The 22,290-nt window shown below is 44.0% G+C and carries 24 protein-coding genes; 10 read left to right on the top strand and 14 right to left on the bottom strand.

What is annotated here, in order from left to right:
* Positions 1 to 477: 477 nt before the first annotated feature.
* From JOJ89_RS04260 to JOJ89_RS04215, 10 genes are all read right to left on the bottom strand, one after another.
* Positions 478 to 1,383, bottom strand: coding sequence for a zf-HC2 domain-containing protein (locus JOJ89_RS04260; protein WP_203289669.1), 906 nt, complete (start codon positions 1,381 to 1,383; stop codon positions 478 to 480).
* Complete coding sequence (locus JOJ89_RS04255; RefSeq protein ID WP_029283642.1) at positions 1,380 to 1,865, bottom strand: RNA polymerase sigma factor; 486 nt, start codon at positions 1,863 to 1,865, stop codon at positions 1,380 to 1,382. Before JOJ89_RS04255 ends, JOJ89_RS04260 begins: the two co-directional genes overlap by 4 nt.
* A 609-nt stretch (positions 1,866 to 2,474) precedes the next feature.
* A complete protein-coding gene (locus JOJ89_RS04250) occupies positions 2,475 to 2,963 on the bottom strand; it encodes a hypothetical protein (RefSeq protein ID WP_203289668.1) in 489 nt (162 codons plus the stop codon).
* A 289-nt stretch (positions 2,964 to 3,252) separates the two neighbouring features.
* Positions 3,253 to 4,749, bottom strand: a complete 1,497-nt coding sequence (locus tag JOJ89_RS04245) for a coproporphyrinogen III oxidase (RefSeq protein WP_203289667.1) — start codon at positions 4,747 to 4,749, stop codon at positions 3,253 to 3,255.
* Positions 4,750 to 4,868: 119 nt separating this feature from the next.
* A complete protein-coding gene (locus JOJ89_RS04240; protein WP_242524664.1) occupies positions 4,869 to 5,597 on the bottom strand; it encodes a Cof-type HAD-IIB family hydrolase in 729 nt (242 codons plus the stop codon).
* 74 nt (positions 5,598 to 5,671) lie between these two features.
* The gene (locus JOJ89_RS04235) at positions 5,672 to 6,151 is read right to left on the bottom strand and encodes a hypothetical protein (RefSeq protein WP_029283633.1); all 480 of its coding nucleotides are present in this window, start codon (positions 6,149 to 6,151) and stop codon (positions 5,672 to 5,674) included.
* A 156-nt stretch (positions 6,152 to 6,307) separates the two neighbouring features.
* Positions 6,308 to 7,231, bottom strand: coding sequence for an FkbM family methyltransferase (locus JOJ89_RS04230; protein ID WP_203289666.1), 924 nt, complete (start codon positions 7,229 to 7,231; stop codon positions 6,308 to 6,310).
* Positions 7,232 to 7,548: 317 nt separating this feature from the next.
* Positions 7,549 to 8,415, bottom strand: coding sequence for a Cof-type HAD-IIB family hydrolase (locus JOJ89_RS04225; protein WP_203289665.1), 867 nt, complete (start codon positions 8,413 to 8,415; stop codon positions 7,549 to 7,551).
* 963 nt (positions 8,416 to 9,378) lie between these two features.
* On the bottom strand, positions 9,379 to 9,732 hold the full coding sequence (locus JOJ89_RS04220; RefSeq protein WP_029283627.1) for a YlbF/YmcA family competence regulator: 354 nt from the start codon (positions 9,730 to 9,732) through the stop codon (positions 9,379 to 9,381).
* Between the two features lie 90 nt (positions 9,733 to 9,822).
* On the bottom strand, positions 9,823 to 10,959 hold the full coding sequence (locus tag JOJ89_RS04215; protein WP_203289664.1) for a DUF445 domain-containing protein: 1,137 nt from the start codon (positions 10,957 to 10,959) through the stop codon (positions 9,823 to 9,825).
* Between the two features lie 119 nt (positions 10,960 to 11,078).
* Between JOJ89_RS04215 and JOJ89_RS04210 the strand changes: the two genes are divergently transcribed.
* From JOJ89_RS04210 to JOJ89_RS04180, 7 genes are all read left to right on the top strand, one after another.
* On the top strand, positions 11,079 to 12,464 hold the full coding sequence (locus tag JOJ89_RS04210) for a YheC/YheD family endospore coat-associated protein (protein ID WP_203289663.1): 1,386 nt from the start codon (positions 11,079 to 11,081) through the stop codon (positions 12,462 to 12,464).
* Positions 12,461 to 13,816 (top strand): YheC/YheD family endospore coat-associated protein, encoded by a 1,356-nt coding sequence (locus JOJ89_RS04205; RefSeq protein WP_203289662.1) that lies wholly within the window; start codon positions 12,461 to 12,463, stop codon positions 13,814 to 13,816. The genes JOJ89_RS04210 and JOJ89_RS04205 overlap by 4 nt, the downstream gene beginning before the upstream one ends.
* Positions 13,813 to 14,862: a YheC/YheD family endospore coat-associated protein gene (locus tag JOJ89_RS04200; protein ID WP_203289661.1), complete on the top strand. Its 1,050-nt coding sequence runs from the start codon at positions 13,813 to 13,815 to the stop codon at positions 14,860 to 14,862. Before JOJ89_RS04205 ends, JOJ89_RS04200 begins: the two co-directional genes overlap by 4 nt.
* 22 nt (positions 14,863 to 14,884) lie before the next feature.
* Positions 14,885 to 15,097, top strand: coding sequence for a YheE family protein (locus JOJ89_RS04195; RefSeq protein ID WP_203289660.1), 213 nt, complete (start codon positions 14,885 to 14,887; stop codon positions 15,095 to 15,097).
* A 44-nt stretch (positions 15,098 to 15,141) separates the two neighbouring features.
* The gene (locus tag JOJ89_RS04190; RefSeq protein ID WP_029283616.1) at positions 15,142 to 15,321 is read left to right on the top strand and encodes a hypothetical protein; all 180 of its coding nucleotides are present in this window, start codon (positions 15,142 to 15,144) and stop codon (positions 15,319 to 15,321) included.
* Between the two features lie 74 nt (positions 15,322 to 15,395).
* Positions 15,396 to 16,280, top strand: a complete 885-nt coding sequence (locus JOJ89_RS04185) for a PucR family transcriptional regulator (RefSeq protein ID WP_029283614.1) — start codon at positions 15,396 to 15,398, stop codon at positions 16,278 to 16,280.
* A 124-nt stretch (positions 16,281 to 16,404) separates the two neighbouring features.
* Positions 16,405 to 17,517, top strand: coding sequence for an ABC transporter ATP-binding protein (locus JOJ89_RS04180; RefSeq protein WP_029283612.1), 1,113 nt, complete (start codon positions 16,405 to 16,407; stop codon positions 17,515 to 17,517).
* Positions 17,518 to 17,726: 209 nt separating this feature from the next.
* On the opposite strand, the gene JOJ89_RS04175 is transcribed toward JOJ89_RS04180, so the two are convergent.
* A complete protein-coding gene (locus tag JOJ89_RS04175; protein ID WP_029283610.1) occupies positions 17,727 to 17,975 on the bottom strand; it encodes a hypothetical protein in 249 nt (82 codons plus the stop codon).
* Positions 17,976 to 18,232: 257 nt separating this feature from the next.
* Between JOJ89_RS04175 and JOJ89_RS04170 the strand changes: the two genes are divergently transcribed.
* Both JOJ89_RS04170 and JOJ89_RS04165 read left to right on the top strand, forming a co-directional pair.
* A complete protein-coding gene (locus JOJ89_RS04170) occupies positions 18,233 to 18,439 on the top strand; it encodes an alpha/beta-type small acid-soluble spore protein (protein WP_029283608.1) in 207 nt (68 codons plus the stop codon).
* 618 nt (positions 18,440 to 19,057) lie between these two features.
* Positions 19,058 to 19,201: a hypothetical protein gene (locus tag JOJ89_RS04165; RefSeq protein WP_158001682.1), complete on the top strand. Its 144-nt coding sequence runs from the start codon at positions 19,058 to 19,060 to the stop codon at positions 19,199 to 19,201.
* 18 nt (positions 19,202 to 19,219) lie between these two features.
* On the opposite strand, the gene JOJ89_RS04160 is transcribed toward JOJ89_RS04165, so the two are convergent.
* The 3 genes from JOJ89_RS04160 to JOJ89_RS04150 are packed head-to-tail and all read right to left on the bottom strand — an operon-like array spanning position 19,220 to position 21,473.
* Positions 19,220 to 19,957 (bottom strand): amino acid ABC transporter ATP-binding protein, encoded by a 738-nt coding sequence (locus tag JOJ89_RS04160; RefSeq protein WP_029283605.1) that lies wholly within the window; start codon positions 19,955 to 19,957, stop codon positions 19,220 to 19,222.
* Between the two features lie 15 nt (positions 19,958 to 19,972).
* On the bottom strand, positions 19,973 to 20,674 hold the full coding sequence (locus JOJ89_RS04155) for an amino acid ABC transporter permease (protein WP_029283603.1): 702 nt from the start codon (positions 20,672 to 20,674) through the stop codon (positions 19,973 to 19,975).
* Positions 20,661 to 21,473, bottom strand: a complete 813-nt coding sequence (locus JOJ89_RS04150; protein ID WP_203289659.1) for an amino acid ABC transporter substrate-binding protein — start codon at positions 21,471 to 21,473, stop codon at positions 20,661 to 20,663. The genes JOJ89_RS04155 and JOJ89_RS04150 overlap by 14 nt, the downstream gene beginning before the upstream one ends.
* A gap of 182 nt (positions 21,474 to 21,655) precedes the next feature.
* Between JOJ89_RS04150 and JOJ89_RS04145 the strand changes: the two genes are divergently transcribed.
* Positions 21,656 to 22,267, top strand: a complete 612-nt coding sequence (locus JOJ89_RS04145; RefSeq protein ID WP_029283600.1) for an NAD(P)-dependent oxidoreductase — start codon at positions 21,656 to 21,658, stop codon at positions 22,265 to 22,267.
* Positions 22,268 to 22,290: the final 23 nt, after the last annotated feature.

Below are 22,290 nucleotides of genomic sequence, written 5' to 3'. Positions count from 1 at the left end.
GACTTTTGCCAGTCTGAGATTTTTTAATGGACTACTTTATTAGTGATAAAAAAGTGCCAAATTATACTCAAACCGTTCTTACCGTTGCGGTTTTTAATTACTTTCTTCCACGAACCTGCTACATTTTTTAATGAATTCAATGAAAAATGAGTTTATTCTTCTTGAATTAACGCCCCCGATTGCTTAATACCAATTATTTCAAAATTAGGTGATTAACTCAATTGTTTATTTCATTAAAAAGGACACTTACCTTATTACAGATAAGCGCCCGTTTGTTGAAGATAGACTCCTTATCAGAAAGAATTAGCCCATCTTCTGCAATTTCCCTCTGGTCAGTAGAATTTTGAGTTTTTGGCCAATTTAAAAAGTACTTTTTGCCATGTTTTTGAAATCTGAATCAATCAAGAGACCTTTAAGTATTAAGTAATATAGAACTGAAATTAAGAAAAAAATCGCTGATTGGTGAGCCTATTACTATTATAAAGTGCTTTTCGGCTTCTTAATTGATATTTTTTTTAATATGTTCCTTCCAGCTAACAACGCAACATATAAAGAAATTGTGACAAGTAATATTACATAAAGGTCTCGTCCAGCAAGGTAAGTGGCAGAGTGAAGACCTTTTATAAGTAAGTGAGCAAACAGGTACGAGATAGGCAATAGAATCATTTTTTCTAGTCCATTTCTTATTTTTTCGTTCTTACGGAATATGACCAATCCAATTCCACAAATAACTAAAAATCCTATAGCCAACAACACATAGTAGCTTAAAACAAGCCGAGGTAACGTCATGACAGAACCATCCGTTATTGGATCTCCATAAATTAAAGTATTTTCACTTCCATCGGTATTGTAATAGTAGATCGAAGCGACCGTTTCCCCATTCGGGTTTAAGACCGTATTTTCCAAGTTGTTTTTGTTTATTTTCTGTTGCCAAATCGTTTCCCATGTTGTTATATCATAGACATAACCTGAATTGTCTGCTGCTGGATAGTGATTTACATTAAATCCAGAGACTTCTTCACTAAAATTCAAAAGTACAGTTCCGTCATCCTTTTCAATAATTGAAACCGCATTTTCATTATAAGAGATGTATGCTGGGGTTGTCAGATAAGCGATTGTAACCACTGCAAAAACCAATGTTACCATGACTGAAAGAATAATAGTTTGCAGCTTTTTCTTTCGCAATGTATTTTGTATGTTTCTTAAGGGAGCTATATCGGTATCTACTGGCGGTTCTTCAAAAGTCCTCATTTCTTCAAGTCGTTTTTTACAGTTCTCACAAGAAGCTATATGTTCTTCAACTAGATCTCTAGTATCTTGACTTGCCATATCCTCGACATATAACGGCAGTATATCCCTAATCATATTACAGCTAATTTTCATCGATAATCCTCCGATCGCGCTTTAATTTTTTCTCTAGCACGGTGATAAGTAACACAAGCCCAGTTTTCACTTTTTCCAAACAATTTGCCAATTTGCTTAAATGACAGTTCTCCAAATACACGGAGAGTAAAGACCTTTTTGTATGGCTCTTTCAAATTCTGGATAACTTCATGTACCTTCATAGACGCTTCTGAAATGGCTATTTCTTGTTCTACATTGTCTCCACTAGCTGATTCTGAAACCGACTCAAGATCCACCGAGCTTTTATTCTTACGCAAATAAGAGTAATAACTGTTCTTGGCAATTTGGCATAACCAAACACGGATATCACTATTCCCTTTGAAACTGTCTAGCGATGTTAATGCCTTTATAAAAGTTTCCGAAGTGATATCTTCAGCGATATGCTTATCACCAGATAAACTATACACATATAAAAATACATCTTTAAAGTATGTATTATAAATATCCTCAAGCTGTGTCACCAACTCACCTCCTTACATATAAGACGCGATAAACTCAAATATCTTACAAAAATATAAAAAAAACCGAACAAAGTACGCCCGGTCCATTTTTCTTCTACCCTAATTATTAGGGACTGTAGTCGATACATCTTCCCATGTATCCCTTTATAATATTCATGAAGCATTTCTTCTCGGCATTGTTCACAATGAGATCGGCTTAGTTCAAGTGAAATATATACATCTATATATTAACTATTAACTTATTACTAAGCGATCTTCAACAATCTGGCCCGATTGTTGCAAAGAAACAAATACTCACTCTTCCGCAATCCTGCCCTTTAACGGAATAACTGATATTTCCATTTTATCATACATACTACTGACGTCAGTTTCTTTATTGAGTGCCTTAAAGTGTATATGAAATCGCATGACATAATTTGAGGAACAGAAAGTTCTGTCATCTATTTTAGGGTACATTTTGTATGACAAATTATGAAGATTTATCGGCAAAAACGCCGAGAAATCAAGAAAAAGGAGTTACAAAATCAAGACGATTTGGCACTCCTTTAGATGTGTAATTTTTAGTTTTGCACTCAAAAACCGACTCCGTTACCAACAACTTGGCTTTCTTTAATACTCTTCTTCAAGCGTAACATCATGTTTTTCAGCAAGCGCCTCGAGGTCTGCGGTGTACTCTCTGAGCATTTTCCGCGCAGCTGCAAGTTTTTCGTTTGCTTCGATGATTTTTCCACGGTCCTGCTGTTCAAGACCCGCGATGATCAGGATAAATCCTGCATGCTGGATGTTGGCTGCTTCAATATAGTGCTCGTGAAGCTCTTTCAGCTCTTTTGATTCAATTTCTACTTCTTCCAGGTCGGCAATGAAGGAATTGTAAACAGGTGATACTTCATCCACCATCACGGAATACATGACTTCATCACTTGTGTAATTATCTCCTGACACACTGTCGTAGGCTGTAATGGCAGCTACTTCTTTTTCGGTGACCTCAGGAAGCACATCATTTACATACGTCAGCAATTCTTCCTGAACAGGATCCGCCGAACACCCGGCAAGCATAAACGCAAACAACAGCATACATCCGCCCAATCGTTTAATCATCTCCTGCCTCCTCTCACTCCTTAAAGCTATTCAGGCAGGAGATGTCTGATGTTAGGAGGATGAGCAGAAAATTTTTGGGATACTAGTACCTTTTTATTCTGAAAAGCGGTTTTTGTTATGGTATTTTGATGCTGATAACCGTTCCCTTCCGCTCCGAAAACAAGATTACCGCAGGGATTGTCTGAAGTTTTCTCCGCTTCAGTCCACTTTTTTGAACGTACTTGAAGCATCATAAAACAGCTATTGTATCATCAAAATGAAAAAAGCTCCCCCTAAAAAGGGAAAGCTTTTACGCCTGGAACATTTCTTCAAGAAGCCTGATTTTTTCTTCTGTGTAATGCTTGAAGCTGTCATTGTAGGACTTCGGATCCTTCGGATTTGCAAATTGCGTGATTTTACCTGTTTCAGGGTGGATGAATTTGCTCGCAGCACCGCAACCGATTCCGATAATGGTCTGCTGTTCTTCCATGATCATGATGTTGTAGATGCTGTCCTGCCCTTCGAGCGCATATCCGACGTTTTCGAGGTTGCCCAGGATATTTTTCTGGCGGTACAAGTAATATGGCGTGTAGCCGTGAGCATCTGTCCACTGCACAGCGCGGTTCATCATTTCTTCGATTTCTCCGCGGTCTGCCACTTTGTACCTTTGTTTGTTGCGCGTCATTTCTGAGGCACGTTTAAAAGAAAGCGTGTGAACCGTCAGTGATTCGGGCATAAGCTTTTCGGTTTCTGAAAGAGTGTAATCAAATTCCTTCACTCCTTCACCAGGAAGTCCGATAATCAAATCCATGTTGATATTGTCCATTCCCATTTTTCTTGCTAAATGGAACTTATCAATGGTTTCCTGAACGGTATGATGGCGCCCGATCGCTTTCAGCGTTTCATCAATGTAGGACTGGGGATTAATGCTGATGCGGCTGATGTTCCATTTGTTGAGCACATCCAGCTTATCTTCTGTTATCGTATCTGGACGGCCTGCTTCAACGGTCAGTTCCCGTATGTTTTCGACACCGGGGAATGCGGCGTACATTTCTTCGTAAAGCATGTCCATTTCTTCTGCGTTAATGCTTGTCGGAGTGCCGCCTCCATAATAAACAGTCGTGATTTTAATGCCTTTTTCTTTCAGCCATCTGCCCATTTCGCGGATCTCATAGTGAAGTCCGCCAAGGAAGGAATCAACAGAACCCTGTCTTCCATTGATGGCGTAGGCAGGAAACGTACAGTAGGCGCATTTCGTCGGGCAGAACGGGATGCCGATGTAGATGCTGACTTCCCTTGATAAGTCGTAGAGATCGGGAACAACACTCAGCTGTCTGTCGACAATCCTCTGCATGAGCGCGATCTTTTCATCCGAAATTAAATACTCTTCTTTCAGCATGCTGTGTGCTTCTTCTTTGGACATGCCTTCGCGCAGCTTTTTGTGAAGCAGCTTCGTCGGCCTGATGCCGGTCAGAATTCCCCATTGCTGAATGATTCCAGTGTAATCCTGAAGAAGATTCAGATGCGCGTATACGAGGGTATGCTTGAGTTGTTTAAAGATCTCTTTATCAGTCAGCTGTCCGGATAATTCTTTTTCATGCCGGGCTTCGCCGTTGTATCCATCCTTGCCGGAAAGCAAGCCTTTTACAGAGACGCTTCCGTTTTTCTGTTCCACTTCGTAGGAAATCCGGATGTCGGCTTCTTCCTCTTCAAAAAACAGCTCGGTTTCTTCGTAAAACAAGTTGGATATTAACTGCAGCGGCCGGTGAAGACGTTCATCTTCTATGCCATTTATATAAAAACGCAAGACTCTCACCTTATCTTTTTTGGATTCAAAACTCCTTTTAGTGTACAAAACATGGAGCGTGCGGTCAATTTCCTTTATTCTAAAGAAAAAACAGACGGCCGCTAAACCGTCTGTCCATTTTAAAGCACATATTTTTTAATCGCTTCAGCGACTCCGTCTTCATCATTCGACAATGTTACCCAGTCGGCAGCCTCTTTGACGGTATCCTGTGCATTGCCCATGGCGATGCCAAGTCCCGCCTCTTTAATCATGGCCATGTCATTCATGCTGTCTCCGCATGCCATGACATTTTCCATTGTGATGCCGAGAAGGCCGCACACTTTTTCAATGCCGCGCGCTTTGTTCACGCCCATTGTATTGACTTCGAGATTAGTCAGGCTTGAATTGGTAATCTCAAATTCTCCTCTGTCCTGAAGTTCTTTCAGGATTGTCTCGCGGGCTTTGTCGTCTTCAATCTCAAAGCCGAACTTCAGCCACTGGTAGGCAGTCAGATCTTCTGGCATCTCATTAAAGAAAACCCGCTCTGTGCTTGTTGCCCAGTATCCGGTTTTGTGTGTTTTGGAAAGATCATACATCCATGTGATCGCATCGTTTTCCACAATGCTTCTGTGAACAAGTTCACCGTGCTCATCCCAGATTTCGCTTCCGTTTACAGTAACAAGGTATGATTTCAGACTTAGAGATTTAGCAAGGTCTCTTAGTGTCGCCATGCTTCTTCCGGTGCTGATCACGACGTGCAGCCCTTTTTCTTCTGCTGCTTTTATAGCGCTGCGGTTTGCTTCTGAAATCTCTTTTTTCTCATTCAGAAGGGTGCCGTCCATGTCCAGTGCGATTAATTTAATATCCATTTTGTGAATCCTCCTATACCTTTTCAGCTCACTACATAATATCATGTCCATGAGGATTCACCAAAAGAATGGTCCTATACGCCTGCTGATTCCATGACATAGTATTCTTTAAACGAGTAGCTGAACAGCTGGCGCTTGATTCTTCCTTTGTCGCCGATCAGCCTGTACCAGCTTTGGCCCACATAAAGATGATTGGATAATAGAATTTCAAGCACATAGGCAATTCTGCTGTCTGCTTCTTCGCTCTCGATTTTCATTTTGCTTGAAAAAGCGAGAACAAAGTATGGTTTATCAGTATCGAGCTCAAGCACCTGCAGATGATAATGATCTCCATGCTTCCGGTTGAACTCTTCCAATACCTTCTCAAGACCGGCTTTAATGTCTATTTCAAATTTGGCAGCTTCATTCCAGTTTTCAATAAGCGCATCATAGAGCGACAGGGTTAGAATATAATGAGACGGATAGTCGGAAGGAGTGAATTCCTGCTTTGCATTTTGTTCTTCCAGCGGCACGATAATGAATTTTTCATAGTTTGAAAAGAAATCCCCTTTCATCTCTTTCCCTTCTTTCTTTAGTTAGTCATTCAAAACGATGTAATTGACCTAGAGACGCCTGCTTATAAAAATAAAAATAATGGTTCTTTATTATTTCTAAACATAACGCGAAATCCCTTCTCAAAAAATGAAAAGAGCTGTATGCAGCCCCCTCTTTTAAACAAGGGAATCTGCCAGCTCTTCATTGGTTGCAAGCAATAGATCTGTATGAACATACCGGGAATCAAACATACTGTACAAGTCATCGATTGTGAGATTCTTCATTTTTACTAAAGTATCATTATCCTGATAGACGTAGATTGTAAAATACCGGTTCAAATAGGCGAAAAACTCCTTCACGTCCACGCCTGATTTCCCGAAGTATTCACTGTTGAACTCGATAAACCCGAGAACACACCGGCTTTCTTCAAAAAGGTGCTTCATGCCTTTCAGAACAAACGCTTCGTACCCTTCTACGTCAATTTTAAAGAGAACCGTCTTGTCTTTTAAGTCATTTTTAAACAGCGAATCGACTGTCATGGCCTTTACTGACACCTGGTCAATCATACTATGCGATGGTTTATAGGACGCGGAAGAAGTGCCTGACCAGTGGTTATCAACGAAAAATTCCTTTTCCTCCCCGTCTTTATCAGATGCAAACGCATGAATAATTTTGATTTGCGCTGAATTTGGATGAGCATCCCTTGATTTTTGGATATATGTAAGCAAATTCCGGTTTGCTTCTATCCCGTAAATCTTGGCATGCTTTGGATAAGGAACGGAAAAGATGCATTCTCCGTAGTTGACGCCAATGTCTATGACGATATCCGGCTGCAGGTTTGCTACAGCATCTTCCCAGAAAGACAGAAGTCTTTTTTGCGTGACGCCGCCGCTGATCAGCAGGGCCCTTCCACGGTTTTCCTTTGCATCCACGTAGAGGACGTTTGATGAGGGCATGACCACTTTGTCAGGAAGCTTCCTGATATCAAGCGTTTTGTATTTCAGCAGGATTCCTGCATCAATCAGCCCTTTCCAGAGCTTCGGGTAATGCTCCCACATTTTCATCAGAAACGGTTTGCGGACTGCTGCTTTGTTTATCATGATGAGCCTCCTTTTTCAGCATTCTTACGTATTTCTTATTAATCTATAAAAATCCTTTTGAAAGGGATACAGATTAACATAGAATTTACAAATGCTTTTGGAGGGAAAAGAACAAAAGCGGAAGCGCCTTGGTCAGATCCGATAGGCAGATAAGAATCCGGCGGAAAAGTCCGGGTCCCGCCTTTTTTGACGGATTTGTTCTGACAGAGGATTTAGGCGCTGGAGCTGGACGAGGATAACTTTGTTATGTTGTCCAAAGCCTTTTACTTTTAAAATTTCCTAAACATTGAAAAACCGCAGCTCCCGGCTGCGGTTTCTTAGCGGTCCACCTTCAGTTTATCCAAAAATTCAATGCGGTGCTGTTTTCTGAAATGCTCTTTGACCATATAGGCAACTCCCTGGTCATCGTTGCTCCTTGTGATCCAGTCCGCTGCTTTTTTAACGGCATGAGGGGCATTTCCCATTGCCACACCCAAACCTGCAAGCTCAATCATGTTCATATCGTCCTCTGCATCACCAATTGCAACCATTTCCTCCTGTGCAATGCCGAGATGCTGGCCGAGCAGCCTTAAACCTTTTTCCTTTGAGACTCCTTTTGCTGTTATCTCAAGCATGGAAGGGTTCTTCACTCTTACTGTAATACCTTCAAACGCATTGGCGAGAACCTTCTCTGCCTCAAGGCATGATTCTGCCTCAGAAAAATAAACATCAAGCTTAGGTGCGGCGAGCGGTTCATCCCTTAAATTTTCCCCAAGCGATTCGACGAATTGAACAGGATAAAAAAGCGGATCTTTCGGACTAAGCAGCGTTTTTCCTAAAATAGAAGAAGATACCTTTTTCCGGTTGCCGAGCGAAAAACGTTCGTGCACGATGCGCACATTGCAGTCGAACGTTTCCAGCACCTGGACGAGGTTAAATGTCTTTTCCTCTGAGATCCTGTTTTCATACAGCGATCTGTCCACTTTATCAGAAACAAACGCACCGCTGTGAGTGACCAGCAGGTTATTTATCTTCAGTGCCTTTGCAAGTTTTTTTGCCATCTGAAAATGGCGGCTTGTCACGAGAGTCACATACACTCCCTTGTTTTGCACATATTGGACCGCTTCCCTTGTTGAAGGTTCAAGACGGCCGTTTGAACGGAGCAGGGTTCCGTCAATATTTAATGCCAGTAGTCGGTAGATCACAGTGAATCCCCCTTCAGCTGATGTCTGATTTCTAATATAGGAATATGTCCTTTTGAGCTGAAATAGAACGATAGAAAAGCAGATAGGCCATAACAGAAAAGGAAAGAGCCACGTAGTCGCCCAAACGCAAACAGCTCTGAGACATGTGCCTCAGAGCTGTTCTATAAGTTAAAACCCCGATATTTGATTTTCTCCCATTGTTTCAGGTCCTGTTACCCGCAGGATCTGAACGCAAAACGGCACTGCTGGTCATCCCCATAACCGCAGACCAAAGAATAGGTATAATAAAAACGCTTACATTTATTATTACAAGTTTTTTCCGTTTTGACAAGAGCTTTTCGAGAAAAAATGTAAGCGGTTAAATAGTTCTTTTATTTCGAAAACTCGAATTTCAAAGCGTGTATGGGGCTGGGCCACAGAATGACGCCACAAAGAAGAACCCTTCTCCGGCAAAAGTGGCAGCACTACGCGGAATGACGCCACAAACAAGAACCCTTCACTGGCAAAAGTGGCAAAACTACGCGGAATGACGCCACAAACTTGAACCCTTCTCTGGCAAAAGTGGCAGCACTACGCGGAATGACGCCACAATCGAGATCCCTTCTCCAGCAAAAGTGGCAGCACTACGCGGAATGACGCCACAAACAAGAACCCTTCACTGGCAAAAGTGGCAGCACTACGCGGAATGACGCCACAATCGAGATCCCTTCTCCGGCAAAAGTGGCAGCACTACGCGGAATGACGCCACAAACAAGAACCCTTCACTGGCAAAAGTGGCAGCACTACGCGGAATGACGCCACAATCAAGAACCCTTCTCCGGCAAAAGTGGCAGCACTACGCGGAATGACGCCATAATTTTTCCCCAGCTATATCAGTTCTTTAACATAAAAAAGTCCGAACTATTTATACTCCAGTTCGGACTTTTTCAATGACTTAAATAAGTATGTCACATCTTCTTTTTGTTACTGCTCAAGACTCCCATAAAGCTCTTCAAGCGGCTTCATGATGATTTTGTTTAGTTCTGCAATCGTCATGCTCATGCGCTGCTCTGCTTCCATGAGCTTCGAGATCTTGTCGTGCTGCTGAACGAGGGCGACTGATTTTTGAGCCTGTTCGATTTCATCCTGTGTGATTTCCTGGCCGGACATTTGCTTTTGCTGAAGGTTCAGCTGAACGTCTCTGAAGCTTTCAAACAGCGTGCGTGCCGAGCTGTCTGAGTTCACTTCATCATAAAGGTTTTTTAATGTTTTAAAGTCATCGCTTTCGCGAAGTGCTTTCTCAAGGCTGTAGCCTAAATCATATACATTTGCAGACATAAAAAGTCCTCCTAACATCTTTTCGCCTTTTACGCAGGCTCCTACCACTATAACAGACTATTCCCGGAATTTCATTTCGTGCCCATTGCGCTAGTTTATCAGCATGACGATTATTCCCTGAAGTGCTCCGATCAGACCGCCGAGCAGTGCGCCAAGATAGGTGATCATCGTAAATTCGCGTCTTGAAATGCCAAGCACCATTTCTTCAAGCCTTGAAACTGAAAAGGATTGAACCTGCTCCCTGACAATCTCCTGAAGGTGCATTTGTCCGAGCATGTAATCCAGGTTGTTATGCAGATACTCAACGGCTTTTGCCGTCATTTTCGGAATCAGGTCCTCGTGTATCCAATCAGAGTAAGGCATCAAATATTGTGAAACCGGTGCATTCAGCCTCTCTTTAATGCCGATTTCTTTGAGGATGGCCTGCTGTGCTGCTTCAGCAAGATCTTCGAGCCTGAATTTTTCTGCAGCTTCGCCAACATTCAAATTCTGTATGTTTGCCCATTCTTTTTCAAGGACAGATGTAATCAGCCGCTTTGTTTCCCCGTTGCGGAGAAATTTCAGGACTTCCGGCTGCACTTTGTCAAATACACTTGTGTTTCCAAGGAACATCTGGACCATGCCGCCGAGCATGCCCCTTTCTGCCAGAAAATCATCAATCATCCGTCTCAGGCGCTGTTTTCCTTCTTCGCTCTGGAAATAGTCACTGCCTTTTTTCAGAATAAAATCTGCTGCCTGCGGAATAGACTGCTGAATTTTCTCAAGAAGGGTTTCCGGGAGAGCTTCTTTGATGGAAAGACCTTTATAATGAGCTGTTTTTTCTGCTATTTTTTGGCTCAGCATATCCTTAAGCCATCTTTCCGCCTTGTCATCCAACTCCCCTATGCCAAAATCAGCTGCAAGCTCAGTCACGGTTTTGCTGCTGGAAATGAGCTTTTCCGCTTCTTTGGCTGTCCATGACGTCACTGTCTGGTGAAACTCTTCATTGGCAATCTTCCGCTTGATGCCGTCCGGAGTGAGGAGATGCCCCACAACCATTTTCCCCATTTGATCTGCCAGCTCATCACGCCGTTTAGGAATCAGACCCGGAGTAAATGGAACCTTTTTCCCGAAAATGTACTTTGCTTCATGCGGCTTAAAAAGCATTTTAATGGCGAGATGATTCGTTACCCCGCCGATTGCCGCTCCGATCACGATCATTAATGCAATTGTTAGAAATACTGTCATCTTCATCTACCTTCCAAAATCTCACCGTTTGAGTAATTTTTCATAAGATGCTTCTATCAGCTTCTGCCTATAGGAATATTATAGAGCTTGTTAGAAAAGTGAGCAAATGAGGGTTCTGCATGGTAACCGAAAAAATTCAGATTAAGGCCGCCCGCAAGAAACTGCCGGACAGATGCATCTATATCAGCCGGTCTTTACGCGAATCGCTGAACATTCCTTCCGGTGCAAGAATCAGGTTGACGTGCGGGAGGAATAGTCTTTTTGCACAGTTCGTAAGTATAAGGGAAGAACATTCCCTCGTCTCCATCCATCCCGAGCTTTTAAATGAACTTTCCCTGCCGCTGCACCCATTTGTCTGCAGCATGACGTATGACCCTAGAGAGAAAACCGTCATCATTGGACCGGTGATTGCGGTGCTGACGGAATGTGAAAGAGCAGGACTTCCTCAATCACTTGGAAAAATGGATGGGTTTTACAGGGAGCTTGCTTCCTGCAGCCTTGAGAAAGGTGTTCTTTTTTATGTGTTTGATCTTTCAGGCTATAAAAATTCCGAAATGCGCGGATATACGCTTTGTCAGGATACATGGATGGAAAGCTCTGTACCTTTACCCGACGCCGTTCACAACCGCCTTCACTCCCGTGCGCTTGAGCAGTCAGAAGCTTTTATGGAGATGTCTTCCCATTTCATCCGGGAAAGAATTCCTTATTTCAATGACCGATTTTTAAACAAATGGGAAGTCCATCAGATTCTAAGTCAGGCCGGAGAACTCGCCCCGCATCTGCCAAGAACAGAACTGCTTGCTTCAAAGAGGGTTTTTGAGATGATGGTGAAGCTCTTCCCCGTCGTTTTTTTAAAGCCTGCAAGCGGAAGCCAGGGCAGAAGGATCTTCCGGATTTCACAGACCGATGACGGCTATGAGCTTGATTATTCAACCTTCTCAGGTCACCTGCTCAGGCATTATGTATCTGCTGATGAGCTGTTCAAAAGCCTTTATCCGAGAATAAAAGAAGAAGCTTTTATCATTCAGGAAGGCATCAGCCTTCTGACCTTTCAGGACAGACCGCTTGATTTCAGGATTCTGTGCCATAAACGGAACATGGCGGAGTGGGCGGTGACTTCGGCGGTCGCCCGTGTTTCTGCTGAAAATCAGTTTGTCGCCAACCTTGCAAGGGGAGGGTCACAGCACCCAATTAAACGAATCCTTGAAGACTCATTTGCTGCAGATGACGCTTTTCACATCCGCAAGCTGTTAAATGAACTGTCCATTGAAATTTCAAAAGCACTCAGCATGTATGCGGGCGGGCTGTTCGGTGAATTCGGCGTTGATCTTGCCGTGGATTTGGAAGGACGTCCCTGGATTATTGAAGTGAACACGAAACCTTCTAAACATCAGGATGACAGGACGGCAGCCGGTCCAAGACCGTCGGCCCGCGCCATTATTGATTACTCCCTTTTCCTTTGCCAAACCGGGAGAGAAAAAGATGAATCCGGAGGTGTTTTATGAGTTACCCGATCAGCCTGAGCTTTACTGACTCCTTGATGCTGACTCTTCCATCTTCCTTCAGGCATGAAGGAGCAGACGAAATCAGCCAGGCCGTATTTGGTTCTTCAGTACGCGGCTGCAAGGTGGATTTTCATGAAAAACATGAAATCAGACTATCAAAGGATTTGTTTGATCACCTTCATCTCCCCCTTCAGAAAACACAGGTTTTTGTGCACGGTGAATCTGTTTATTTAGGTCCTCTTATTGGTATTTTCACAGCTGGTTTTACGGAGTCCATCCTAAGGCCGGTCGGCAGCCGGTCTCTTCTGTTTGCGAAATTTCTGACTGCACAAAGGGCTGCAGGCGTCGCAGCGTATGTATTTGGCAGCCACTCCATTGACTGGCTTTCGGGCACAGTCAGCGCCTGTGTCTTTGATGACGATGGATGGAGGCGGACAACGCTTCCCCTGCCGAATGTGGTGTATGACCGGCTGCCGAACAGGCAGATTGAAGACCATCAGGCAATACAGGAGGTCAAAAGACGTCTGAGTTTAGAATATGGGATTCCCTGGTTTAATCCCGGTTTTTTTGACAAATGGACCATTCACAAGCTCCTGGTTGCGAGTCCCGAGGCATCAGCCTATTTGCCTGAAACTTTGCCGGGTGCGGACGTGTCGGACATTCACACTATGCTTGCCCGCTGCGGCAGTGTTTTTTTGAAACCGAAAAACGGCAGTCTCGGCCGCGGCATCTTTCAGCTTATTTATGAACCGGAAAAAAAGGAGTATTACAGCAGGTACCGCTCCGGCACTGACAGGAACATTTTGCGGAAGTACCAGTCTCTTGATGCCTTTTTTACCCACTCCTTCGGTGACCGGAATCCTGACGAGTATGTCATCCAGCAGCGCATCAAACTGCTGAAGTCAGGCAAGCAGAAAATGGATTTCCGTGTCCACACCAACAAAGACGGCAGCGGCCGTTTTCAAGTAACAGCCATCGCCGCGAAAGTAGCAGGCAAAGGAAGTGCCACAACTCATCTTGAAAACGGAGGGGCAGTCAGGACGCTCCATGAGCTTTTCCAGACCGAGGCTGAACGGAACTATGCCTTTCGGTCACTTAAGAAAGCGGCACTTATTATTAGTGAGGAGATTGACAAAGGCACCATTGGCCACATAGGCGAAATCGGATTTGACCTTGGCATAGATACTGACGGTGCTGTCTGGCTGTTTGAAGCAAATTCAAAGCCCGGAAGATCGATTTTTTCACATCCTGATCTCATAGAAGCAGACAGGATTTCAACTGAGCTGTCGCTTCAATACGCGAAGTATTTGACGCGGAAGGCGATTATGGAGCCGGAGACTTTATTTACATGACAGCGCGGCGGCCGCTTGTCGGCATTCTTGCAGGAGATGGAATAGACGGTGCGGTCTTTCACGGAGACGGCGCCTACTTCAAAAGTCTGCAGCATGAAGTGCAAAAAGCCGGGGAAATATGCTGTGTGGTGACATTGAGCGCCATTCATGAATTGGGTGTAAGCGGCTTTGTCTACAGCCGCAGGCACCAGCAGTGGGCAAAAGTGGAGCTGCCTTTGCCGCATGTCATCTACAACCGGCTGCCGGACCGTTCAGCAGAGGAGACGACTGGATATCGTCTGTTTATGGCACGGATGAAAGCTGAAAAGATTCCGGTCTTTAACCCGTTTTTCTTCAATAAATGGGATGTCTATTGCCTTTTGAAGCAGAAACTGAATTCATCCCTCCCCCTTACTTATAAGATAACAGCTTTTGATGACATTCTTACCTTTATGAACAATTATCCTTCTGCCTATTTAAAGCCGGTGGACAGCAGCCATGGCCAGGGGATTTTTCGGATCCGAAAAGAATCATCCGGGTTTAAGCTCACATCGGCTGACGGGTCTGACACCTGCTATAAAGATTTTTGGTCTGCCTGCCATCCCTTTTTAAAAGGGTATCTGATCCAGGAAGAAGCTCATACAGACACCGTGCTGGGCAGGAAATACGATTTAAGGGCACTTGTTCATTTAAGCCGCGGCGAATATAAAATAACCGGCATTGGTGTACGTGCATCAGGAGGACCAAGCCATCCGACGACGCATGTGAAATATGGAGGAACTCTTCTTCCATTTGAATCTGTCAGGGAAAAGGCTGATTTGAATCACTTGCAGGCCATCTTGAGCACAGCGGGAAACGAGCTTTCCAGAAGCTTCGGGCTGATCGGGGAATTTTCTGCCGATATCGGTTTGACAGAGAAAGGTCCGGTCATCTACGAACTGAACAGCAAACCGATGTCCTTTGATGAAGCTGCTATTCAGAAAAAACGGCTGGACCAGCTTCTTTCGCTCTTTTTTGAACTCAGCAAAGGAACCGCTTTCCAATCTCCCCGACTTCCATTAAGATAAATGTACAAGGGGGCGATGGCTGATGATTACACACTTCCAATGGAAGCCTCTTTTCAAACAGGCAAATTTGCCTGGATGGAGGGTTTCTTTTTATTTTAAAGGCAACCGTTATGATGCGCTCTATCATAAAAACGGGGAAATTGAATGGGAAAAGGCTTCACCCGCAGCAGAAGATGAAGAGGCGATAAGGTCTCAGATTCATGAACTTATGCTCTTTCATGTCTATGACGGTTAATTTACGCTTCACCTCCGCAAAATAGGGGAAAAGGAGGCGAAGCCATGAAAGAGGAACAGAAAGATACGGAGTATGAGGGCCGGGACAAAGCCTATCTGGATATCGACCGGATGATTAATGAAGGTTTGTCAGGCGGTTCTGTCCACAGCAGATATCACTCCGCAAATATTGAAGAAGCCCGTGACCTCGAGCAGGAGGAGCCGCCGGCAAAAAGAGAGAGCTAGGCTATCGCCTGCTCTCTCTTTTTTATATAATAAGGAGAGCACACAACCGGCAGAGAAAGGAGACAAGACAGCCTATGATCGAAAAATTAGCAGCCCATTATAAAGATGCCTTTTCTCTTGCCTATTCGCATGAAAAGAAAGGCTACAAGTGGTATAAAACAGATGAAGGCCAGATTTTCGGCATTTTAAGCGAAGCTGTAACGGAGGAAGAAAAAAATCTGCTTACGACACTTTATACCCCCTATGATCCTGGTCTTGGCGAGCACAGTGAGCGCTCTCTCAAATGGCTTCACTATTTATACGGGGACGGCGGACCTCCTTTTCCCCCCTCTGCAGATGCAGTCAGATGCTATTATTTTTTCAGCAGGCAGCCTGTTTCTGACAGGCAGAGCTTTGAAGAAGCGATGCAGGGATCGATTCCATCTTCTACAATTCTTTGGATCAGCCAGCAAAAAGGCATCATCTTTGAAGATCATCCAGAGCCCGTCATTGATAAAGAAAGCATCGACCAGTGGATTGATTCGTTTACGAGTGACTTTTTCATCGAGCTTTACGTCTGCATCGGACAGCTGAACAAACTGGATGCCGGGGTAAAAGAGAGAATACAATCTGAACAGGCAGGCTTTGAAGTGATTTGCCAGTCCTTCAGAATCAAGCAATGCATCACCTTCTCGGAAGCTCTTCCCGTTTTCTTTTTAAATGGAAGCGTAACAGATCAGCTCTTCTCTGAATTCCTGACTGAATCGCTGACTGACACAGAGCTTGTCCAGACACTCAAGGTGTACTTTGAATGCAACCTGAATGTCTCGCTTACTGCCAAAAAACTGTACATGCACAGAAACAGCGTCCAGTACCGAATTGATAAGTTCATTGAAAAAACAGGGCTTGATGTTAAGCATTTTCATGAAGCAGCGGCGGTTTCCCTCATGATGAAGTACATCGAGCAGATGGCTGATTGACTCTCTGTACACGTTGCACGAAAACCCTTACATTTTTTTGTGCAACCTGTCCATAGGCTTATCCTCTGAAATGGCTTACACTGAATCTATAAATAAAACGCTTTCACTTCAGAGGAGGATTCACATGGCTGAGCTTAAATTAGACCATATTTACAAAGTATATGACAACAAAGTAACAGCGGTTGAAGATTTCAACCTTCATATTCAGGATAAAGAATTTATCGTATTCGTAGGCCCGTCAGGCTGCGGTAAATCAACAACTCTTCGCATGATTGCAGGTCTTGAAGAAATCTCAAACGGAGATTTCTCAATCGACGGCAAACGCATGAACGATGTTGCTCCTAAAGACCGCGATATCGCGATGGTATTCCAGAACTACGCGCTATACCCGCATATGTCTGTATACGACAACATGGCATTCGGACTGAAACTTCGCAAATTCCCTAAAGACGAGATCGACCGCCGCGTGAAAGATGCTTCCCGCATTCTTGGCCTTGATCAGTACTTAGACCGCAAACCAAAAGCACTTTCAGGCGGTCAGCGCCAGCGTGTTGCACTTGGACGCGCAATCGTCCGCGACGCTAAAGTATTCTTAATGGATGAGCCGCTTTCAAACCTTGATGCTAAACTGCGCGTTCAAATGCGTGCTGAAATTTCAAAGCTTCACCACCGTCTGCAAACGACTACTATCTATGTAACGCATGATCAGACTGAAGCAATGACAATGGCAACACGCCTCGTTGTTATGAAAGACGGCATCATCCAGCAGGTCGGAGCTCCTAAAGAAGTATATGAAAAGCCTGAGAACCTCTTCGTTGGAGGATTCATCGGTTCACCTTCCATGAACTTCTTTACAGGCAAACTGACTGACGGAAAGTTTGCAATCGGCACTCAATCAATCGTTGTTCCAGAAGGAAAAATGAAATACCTTCGCGAACAGGGCTATGTAGGAAAAGAACTGATCATGGGTGTGCGTCCTGAGGATATCCACGATGAGCCGGTATTCATCGATTCATCTGCAGGATCAAAAATCCAGGCTAAAATTGAAGTTTCTGAGCTTATGGGTGCAGAAACAATGCTTTATTCCAAAATTGACGGACAGGACTTCATCGCACGCGTTGATTCACGCACAGATGTAGCACCTGACCAAATCATTGAGCTTGCGCTTGATATGAACAAAGCTCACTTCTTCGATAAAGATTCAGAGCAGCGCATTCGTCCTGCGAGCGAAAAATAAGAAAAGCGGAAGCGTCCGGTAAGCTCCGATAGACAGAAAAGAAATCCCCCAAAAAGTCCGGTTTTGACTTATTGGGGGATTTTGTTCTGGCAGAGGAGTTGGACGGTGGAGCTAGACATCGAAGCGCAAAACTTAATTGTTTTGCGAAATAAGAAAAGCGGAAACGCAAAAACTGCCTGAGACAGCTCAGGCAGTTTTTTTATGCTGAATTATTCCTGAATCTCCCTAGCCTCTTCATGCAGACAGTTCATGCAGGAAAACAAATGCACACAGCGGTGTGCTTCAAGTGATTCCCGCACTCCGTCAAACAGCTTCATTGTATCAATCTCCATATACGCACTGTATTCATCAAGGTAATCTGTCATTTTCCCATGATCGATCATCAGCGTCTGGCAGTTTGGACAGCTTGCAGCGCTTGCTTCATCGCTGAATCCATTGCATAGCGGACACATATTCATTCTAATCACCTGCGGACGAGTTTTTTTCTATCTTCCCTTACTTTCTTCTACTTTATGTAACATGCAATTTTCCATAATATTTACCATTTCAGGTTCGTGCATAATACCGCCCATTCTACCCATAATACCTAGTAACAGCAACGAACAACCCGCTGCCAACTGACATAGTGGGTTAGCCGAGACGGCCATGGACCTCATGCACTGGTGCAACTCCAGAGAACCCAAAAAAACTATACTACATCAAGGAGTGTTATTACATGGCACAATCACGCAGCAATTCTTCAAACCAACTAGTTGTACCTGGTGCACAACAAGCAATCGATCAAATGAAGTACGAAATCGCTTCTGAGTTCGGAGTAAACCTTGGACCAGAAACAACAGCTCGTGCTAACGGTTCAGTTGGCGGCGAAATCACTAAGCGTTTAGTTTCTTACGCTCAATCTAACATGGGCGGAAAATTCTAATAACACAACTGCATAACATGGCTTAAAGGACCCCCGGCATTCTGCCGGGGTCTTCTTTATTTACTTTGAAGTTTATCCATTCCTAGATACTTTTTAAGCTAAAGAAGACGTGAACTTCTCCTCTCTTCTTATTGGCAGGCTGTTTTATGATCATGTAGATTCCAAATCATACCCGTTCCCTTGCGCTCCAGTCACTTGCTTTCCGCGGGGAGTGCCTGAAGCTTCCTCGCTGCGCTTGCGGGATCTTCAGTGCCCTCTTCATCCCCTTAGAAAAGCGGAAGCGCCCGTTTTGCTCCGGCAGTCAGATAAGAAATCACCCGAAAAGTCCGGTTTTGACTTTTTGGGGGATTTTGTTCTGACAGAGGAGTTGGGCGCTGCAGCTGGACAAGGAGTCAAGTGCCTTCCGCTTCAGTCCACTGCTGTTTTAAGTTAGATACAGTTCATCCATTTCCGATATACTCTTTTCTAACTGGTCCACTAAATTTCTGATTGTACTTGTTAAAAGCAGAACTGTTCATCATCATTCTGCCTATGATCCAAAGTAGTTTCCTCACGCTAGTATCAAACAAGTTCCTGTTTCCATATATATAGAGAAAACGTCCATGAGGAGAATGCTCCATGCTTGAAGCGATTGATTGGAAAGCGGTCACTTTTGTTTGTGTCAGTCTTGCGCATGAGATGGTTGTCCATTTTAACATGCCCCGAGTGTATTATTTTGAACAGGAAAAAAAAGAGCTGCTTGAGCGTTTGGCGGCAAAATAAAAAGAGCAGGCTTTCCGCCTACTCTTCAAGCTTTCTGAGGAATTTTTTCGTCCGTTCTTCTTTTGGCGAGTTGAACAAGGCTTCCGGTGTGCCCTGTTCGACAATGACTCCCCCGTCCATGAAGATCACTTCATCAGCTGCTTCTTTTGCAAATCTCATTTCATGCGTTACGACAACCATCGTCATTCCATCATTTGCGAGATCCTTCATTACTTTCAGTACTTCGCCCACTAACTCTGGATCAAGTGCTGAGGTTGGTTCATCAAACAGCATAACCTTAGGCTCCATCGCAAGAGCTCTTGCAATGCCTACACGCTGCTGCTGACCGCCTGAGAGCTGGAACGGATAGAAATCCATTTTGTCTCCCAGGCCGACTTTTTCAAGCAGGACCTTCGCTTTTTTTCTCGCTGTTTCTTTGTCTGTTTTCTTAACAATCACTGGCCCTTCAATGACATTTTCCAGGGCTGTTTTATGAGGAAAAAGATTATAGTTTTGAAAAACCATTCCTGTATTGCTTCTGAATTGTGTAATGGTTTTCTTAGGGACAGGCTTCGTAAAATCAAGTGTTTGCTGATCAAGTGTAATCCTGCCTTTATTCGGCACCTCAAGCACGTTCAAACACCGAAGCAGCGTTGTTTTGCCTGAACCTGAAGGACCGATGACAACAACTACTTTCCCTTTTGGAATATCAAGATCGATTCCTTTTAGAACGTCCAGTTCACCAAAGCTCTTATGCAGCTCTTTCATTGAAATCATGCGTATTCTCCTTTCTTATTTTGCAACATAGCGGTCCAGCTTTCCTTCAATCTGCTGCTGAACGACAGAAAGGATAAAACAGATGATCCAGTACAAGAGTCCTGCCATCGAATACATCAGCAGAAATTCATAATTCGTTGAAGCAATTTCCTGAGCCTTTCTGAACATCTCTGTTACAAGGATTAATGAGGCAAGCGACGTGTCTTTCACCAGACTGATGAACGTATTGGAAAGCGGCGGTATTGAAACCCTCGACGCCTGCGGCAGAATGATGCGCTTCAGTGTCTGGGAATAGCTCATTCCAATCGAGTATCCCGCCTCCCACTGGCCTTTCGGTGTTGACAGAATCGCCGCCCTCATAATTTCAGAAGCATAGGCCCCTACATTCAGAGAGAAGCCGATAATGGCCGAGATAAACGGGCTGATCGTCACCCCGATACTCGGCAGGCCGTAAAAGATAATGAACAGCTGGACGAGCAGCGGCGTGCCTCTGATAATGGAAACATAAAACCGTGCGATCCACTGAAGCGGCTTAACCGTTGAAATTCTTGCAAGAGCTGTCAGGACGGCTAAAATCAGACCGATTGTAAACGTAATAAGCGTAAGCGGCAGGGTATAATACAAAGCTCCCTTCACCAAAGGGAGAAGGGAACTTTGTGCAATATTGGCCAAACGTTCTAAACGTTCAGGATCTGCAAAAATGTTATTCAGATACATCTTCGCCAAACCATTTCTCTGAAATCTTCTTGTACGTGCCATCTTCTTTCATTTCAGCAAGTGCTTTATTGACTTCTTCCACTAATTTTCCGCTGTCTTTGCGGAACATCAGACCGCTTTGTGCAGCATCCTTGCTTTCATCCACGATTTGAATCGGTGCGTTTTTGCGCTGATTCTGGAAATCAAGAACAGAAAGCTTATCATTGATGGTTGCATCAACACGTTTAGAATTGATTAAATCGATTGCCTGTGTGAACCCTTCAACACCTACAAGCTCAGCTCCGTTTTCTTTCGCAATTTCTCCGTAGTTGCTTGTAAGTGACTGTGCCGCTTTTTTGCCTTCAAGATCTTTAAATGACTTAATGTCTTTGTTGTCTTTGTGTGTGACAAGTACAGCTGCAGATGAAATGTACGGATCAGAGAATGCATACTTCTCTTCGCGTTCAGGCTTAATGCCGACCTGGTTTGCGATCATGTCAAAACGCTTGGCATCAAGGCCTGCAAACATTGCATCCCACTGTGTTTCTTTAAACTCAGCTTTCACGCCAAGGCGTTTAGCAACCTCTTGTGCAATTTCCACATCAAATCCTGTCAGTTTGTTGCTCTCGTCATGAAACGTAAACGGCGGGTATGTACCCTCTGTACCAATCACAAGCATGCCTTCTTCTTTTACTTTATCGTAAAGTCCGGCGTCACCAGCCTGCTCTCCCCCGTTCTTTTTATCGCCGCCTGTTCCGCAGGCAGTTAAAATCAGTGCTGAAACTGATAAAAGTGCAAGTAAACTAAAAAATCTCTTCATTTTTAAACCCCCAGTAACCTTATCGGATTTTATAATCATTACGTTAGAATATTACTCGGATTGCATATGGCTGTCAATCTATTTGTTTTCGCCTTTTTAGTGTAACCAGTTCTTGGCTGTGTATGTTTTATTCTGAGGGGATTTTAAAGTACACTAAAAGAAAAGAACTGGAGACTGATACGATGAACATTGCATTATTCGGAGGAACCGGAAGAGTCGGCAGAGCTTTCTTAAAAACAGCTTTAGAGGAAAACCGCCATGTGAGGATGCTGGCCCGTGATCCTCAGCAAGTTGAGGCTCATGCTCAAATTATTGAGGGAAATGCAAGAGAGCTTGCAAGCATCGAAAAAACGCTGACCGGCTGCGGGGCAGTCGTAAGCTGCCTTGGCACTGACGGCAATGATACATTGACAGTTGCTGTGCCTCTGATCATTTCAGCTATGAAAAAAGAAGGCATCAAAAGAATTATTACAATCGGAACAGCAGGGATTTTGCAGGCAAGAACGTCACCTGATCTGTATAGATTTCAATCCGGCGAGTCCCGCAGAACGCTGACCCGCGCAGCTAACGAACATTTAAATGCCTATTTGTCCCTGAAAGAATCAGGACTGGAATGGACTGTCGTGTGTCCGACCTATTTGCCGGATGGCCAATTGACAAAAGAATTCAGAGTGGCGGAAGATTTTCTTCCTGAAGACGGAAAACAAATTTCTGCGGAAGATACGGGGTATTTTGCCTATAAAGTGCTTGCGGAAGATCTTTATGTGAAAAAACGCGTTGGAATTGCTTACTGAAACTTAATCGACACAAAAAAGAG

The organism is Metabacillus sp. cB07 (genome assembly GCF_016839225.1).
GTDB lineage: Bacteria > Bacillota > Bacilli > Bacillales > Bacillaceae > Bacillus_P > Bacillus_P indicus.
Note: the sequence above shows the minus strand (reverse complement) of the source record. Positions and strands in the feature narration are given on the sequence as shown.

Bases quoted from the DNA above. Each gene is read 5' to 3' on its own strand.
- JOJ89_RS04260 (WP_203289669.1), bottom strand. From the start codon at position 1,383: ATGAAAATTAGCTGTAATATGATTAGGGATATACTGCCGTTATATGTC.
- JOJ89_RS04250 (WP_203289668.1), bottom strand. From the start codon at position 2,963: ATGATTAAACGATTGGGCGGATGTATGCTGTTGTTTGCGTTTATGCTT.
- JOJ89_RS04240 (WP_242524664.1), bottom strand. From the start codon at position 5,597: ATGGATATTAAATTAATCGCACTGGACATGGACGGCACCCTTCTGAAT.
- JOJ89_RS04235 (WP_029283633.1), bottom strand. From the start codon at position 6,151: ATGAAAGGGGATTTCTTTTCAAACTATGAAAAATTCATTATCGTGCCG.
- JOJ89_RS04230 (WP_203289666.1), bottom strand. From the start codon at position 7,231: ATGATAAACAAAGCAGCAGTCCGCAAACCGTTTCTGATGAAAATGTGG.
- JOJ89_RS04220 (WP_029283627.1), bottom strand. From the start codon at position 9,732: ATGTCTGCAAATGTATATGATTTAGGCTACAGCCTTGAGAAAGCACTT.
- JOJ89_RS04215 (WP_203289664.1), bottom strand. From the start codon at position 10,959: ATGACAGTATTTCTAACAATTGCATTAATGATCGTGATCGGAGCGGCA.
- JOJ89_RS04210 (WP_203289663.1), top strand. From the start codon at position 11,079: ATGGTAACCGAAAAAATTCAGATTAAGGCCGCCCGCAAGAAACTGCCG.
- JOJ89_RS04205 (WP_203289662.1), top strand. From the start codon at position 12,461: ATGAGTTACCCGATCAGCCTGAGCTTTACTGACTCCTTGATGCTGACT.
- JOJ89_RS04200 (WP_203289661.1), top strand. From the start codon at position 13,813: ATGACAGCGCGGCGGCCGCTTGTCGGCATTCTTGCAGGAGATGGAATA.
- JOJ89_RS04195 (WP_203289660.1), top strand. From the start codon at position 14,885: ATGATTACACACTTCCAATGGAAGCCTCTTTTCAAACAGGCAAATTTG.
- JOJ89_RS04190 (WP_029283616.1), top strand. From the start codon at position 15,142: ATGAAAGAGGAACAGAAAGATACGGAGTATGAGGGCCGGGACAAAGCC.
- JOJ89_RS04185 (WP_029283614.1), top strand. From the start codon at position 15,396: ATGATCGAAAAATTAGCAGCCCATTATAAAGATGCCTTTTCTCTTGCC.
- JOJ89_RS04180 (WP_029283612.1), top strand. From the start codon at position 16,405: ATGGCTGAGCTTAAATTAGACCATATTTACAAAGTATATGACAACAAA.
- JOJ89_RS04175 (WP_029283610.1), bottom strand. From the start codon at position 17,975: ATGAATATGTGTCCGCTATGCAATGGATTCAGCGATGAAGCAAGCGCT.
- JOJ89_RS04170 (WP_029283608.1), top strand. From the start codon at position 18,233: ATGGCACAATCACGCAGCAATTCTTCAAACCAACTAGTTGTACCTGGT.
- JOJ89_RS04165 (WP_158001682.1), top strand. From the start codon at position 19,058: ATGCTTGAAGCGATTGATTGGAAAGCGGTCACTTTTGTTTGTGTCAGT.
- JOJ89_RS04160 (WP_029283605.1), bottom strand. From the start codon at position 19,957: ATGATTTCAATGAAAGAGCTGCATAAGAGCTTTGGTGAACTGGACGTT.
- JOJ89_RS04155 (WP_029283603.1), bottom strand. From the start codon at position 20,674: ATGTATCTGAATAACATTTTTGCAGATCCTGAACGTTTAGAACGTTTG.
- JOJ89_RS04150 (WP_203289659.1), bottom strand. From the start codon at position 21,473: ATGAAGAGATTTTTTAGTTTACTTGCACTTTTATCAGTTTCAGCACTG.
- JOJ89_RS04145 (WP_029283600.1), top strand. From the start codon at position 21,656: ATGAACATTGCATTATTCGGAGGAACCGGAAGAGTCGGCAGAGCTTTC.